This window comes from Protofrankia sp. CiP1_Cm_nod4 (assembly GCF_982290645.1).
This window is the reverse complement of record NZ_CEVIVC010000131.1, coordinates 11,722-14,747: the sequence shown is the minus strand read 5'-3', so window position 1 is coordinate 14,747 and position 3,026 is coordinate 11,722. Positions and strand designations below refer to the sequence as shown.

Below are 3,026 nucleotides of genomic sequence, written 5' to 3'. Positions count from 1 at the left end.
TGACAGGTGCCGCCCCGCCGACCGCCGCCCCGCCGCCCCTGCCGACTGCCGCCCCTGCCGACTGCCGCATCTGACGATCGTTGACGTGACTGTGAGGACGACGATGACCCCTATCCCCCTGGTGGATCTCCCGGCCCAGCACCAGGAGATCGCCGCCGAGATCGAGCCCGCCCTCGCCGAGGTCATGCGGACGGGCGCGTTCATCGGTGGCAAGCCGGTCGCCCTTTTCGAGCAGGAGTACGCCGACTTCCTCGGCATCAGCCACTGCGTGGGCGTCGGGAACGGCACCGATGCCCTGGAGATCGCGCTGCGTGCGCTGGGGATCGGCACCGGCGACGAGGTGGTCCTGCCCGCCAACACGTTCATCGCCACCGCCGAGGCGGTGGTCCGCGCGGGTGCCCGTCCGGTGCTCGTGGACGTCGACCCGGCCACCTACCTGATCGACCCCGCCGCCGCCGCGGCGGCGATCGGCGCCCGGACGGCGGCCGTGATCCCGGTGCACCTCTACGGCCAGGCCGCCCCGGTCGAGGAGCTGCTGCCGGCGGCCGCCGCGGCCGGGGCGGTGGTGGTCGAGGACGCCGCCCAGTCGCAGGGCGCCACCCGGCACGGCCGGCACGCGGGCACGTTCGGGGCGGCGGCGGGAACGAGCTTCTACCCCGGCAAGAACCTCGGTGCCTACGGTGACGCCGGTGCCGTGCTGACGACGTCCGCGCAGGTCGCCGCGGCGGCCCGCACGATCGGCAACCACGGCAGCGACCGCAAGTACGTGCACGGCCGGTTCGGGGTCAACTCCCGGCTGGACACGCTCCAGGCCGTGGTGCTGCGGGCGAAGCTCGCCCGGCTGGCCGCCTGGAACACCGCCCGCGCCGCCGCCGCCGCCCGTTACGGTGAGCTGCTGGCGGAGCTGGCCGCCTCCGGGGCCGTCACCACCCCGGTGGTCCTGCCCGGCAACACCCACGTCTGGCACCTGTACGTCATCGAGGTGGACGACCGGGACGCCGTGCTGGAGCGTCTGCACGGCGCCGGTGTCGGGGCGGGCAGCCACTACCCGGTCCCGGTGCACCGTCAGGAGGCGTTCGCCGATCTCGGGTACGCGGCCGGCGCCTTCCCCGTCAGCGAGCGGTCCGCGCGGCGCATCCTGTCCCTGCCCCTGTACCCCCAGATCACCGCGGAGCAGCAGACGCGGGTCGTCGACGAGCTGCGGAAGGCGCTGCGGTGACCGCCGTGACCAGCAGCGCCATGGCCGACGTGCCGGACGGCCGCGGGGCCGTCTTCGTCCATCCCCGGGGGCTGTGCGAAAGCGACCAGGTCGGCGCCGGCACCCGGGTCTGGGCGTTCGCGCACGTCATGGCCGGTGCCCGGATCGGCCGGGACTGCAACGTCTGCGATCACGCGTTCGTGGAGTCCGGCGCCGTGGTGGGGGACCGGGTGACCATCAAGAACGCGGTCCTGGTCTGGGATCTCGTCACGGTCGAGGACGACGTCTTCCTCGGCCCCAACATGGTTTTCACCAATGACATGAACCCGCGGGCCGAGGTGAAGAAGGGCCGCGACCGTCTCGACCGGACCCTGGTACGCCGGGGAGCCACGATCGGCGCGAATGCCACGATCGTATGCGGCACCACGCTGGGTGAATACTGTTTCGTGGCGGCCGGCGCGGTGGTCATCCGTGACGTGCCGGCGCACGCACTGGTGGTGGGCAATCCCGCGCGGCGGGCCGGCTGGGTGTGCGCGTGCGGTGAGCGGCTCGATGACGAACTGGCCTGCCCGTGCGGGCGGCGGTACGAACACCGGCCGGCCGATATCGAAACCGGCGCTCCCGCCGGGCTGCGTCCGGCGTAGAAAACGACGATGATCCACGAAACCGGGCGGGATGGCGGGTTAAAGTATCCATGTGTACCCTTCCGGTGACATCGGTCGCTTCCGTGGTTGTCTCCGTATCCTCCGGTTCCCGTGGCTGTCAGCGGTGATCCTTCTGTGGCTCCGGCCGCTCCGTCACCGGACGCGGGAGGCCACGGTGGTATCGGGAGGGGGTACTTCACGGGTGCCACGACTTGTCGGTCCGACGCCGGTCGTTCCGGTGTCCCACGGCGGCTGACCCGCCGTCAGACGTTCGCCGCCGGGGGGCTGGGACATGTATCTGCGAGATTCTTTCTATGTGCTCACGCGCCGCTGGTACGTGGTGCTGCCGCTTTTTGTCTTTTTTGCGCTGACCGCTGGTTTCATGGCCCGTGCGACGCCGTACAGTTACACCGGTAAAGCAACCGTCGTGTTACTCTCACCGTCGGTGAAGTTGATGAACGAGCCGACCGCGTCCAACCCCTTCCTGGCGTTCAGCGGTAATCTCTCGGCCACCGCCACGGTACTCATGCGTATTCTCACGGACGAGGAAGCGGCACAGAAACTGGTCGACGCCGGGGGGACCGCCGCCTACACGATCGGGCCGGATCCGACCGCTCCTGGGGCGCCGCTGCTGGTGATGGAGACCAAGGACAACGATCCGGCGGTGGCGTCCCGCACCATGGACGGCCTCATCGAGCTGTTGAAGACCGAGCTGAAGGACCAGCAGACCAAGGCCCGTGCCCCGGCGGATGTACTGATCACAGCCACGGTGGTGTCGGACCTGGAGCCGGTACGCAGTGGCTCCGCCAAGAAGAAGGTGATCGCCGGGGGTGCGGCGGTGGCGCTGGTGGTACCGATGCTGACCGCTTTCGCGGCCGAGGGCGCGGCGTTCCGGCGGGCCCGGCGGCGGGCCGGGGACCTCGGCGTCGCCGCCCCGGCCGCCGGGCAGGAGCCGGCATCCTCGCAGGAGCCGGCCGCGGCTCAGGCGCCGGCCGGTACACGGGCCCCAGCGGGCTCGCCGGCCCCGGCCGACGCGCTTTCCCCGGCCGGTGCGCGGTCCGCGGGCGAGGCCCGTGAGCCGCGCTACAGCGAGCAGCCGACGATCAGGACCACGGTCGGCCAGGCGTTCCACTCGCGGCGGCCCGGCTCCTCACAGCCACCGCAGCCGCAGCCACCGCAGCCGC

The 3,026-nt window shown here is 71.5% G+C and carries 2 protein-coding genes and 1 pseudogene; all 3 read left to right on the top strand.

Annotated elements, in window-relative coordinates; genetic code table 11:
- Positions 1-103: 103 nt before the first annotated feature.
- Positions 104-1,219, top strand: coding sequence for a DegT/DnrJ/EryC1/StrS family aminotransferase (locus AC5LSR_RS19465; protein ID WP_250283790.1), 1,116 nt, complete (start codon positions 104-106; stop codon positions 1,217-1,219).
- Positions 1,216-1,842, top strand: a complete 627-nt coding sequence (locus tag AC5LSR_RS19460; protein WP_250283792.1) for an acyltransferase — start codon at positions 1,216-1,218, stop codon at positions 1,840-1,842. The genes AC5LSR_RS19465 and AC5LSR_RS19460 overlap by 4 nt, the downstream gene beginning before the upstream one ends.
- 292 nt (positions 1,843-2,134) lie before the next feature.
- Positions 2,135-3,026 (top strand): annotated as a pseudogene (locus AC5LSR_RS19455) (hypothetical protein); the annotation flags it as partial.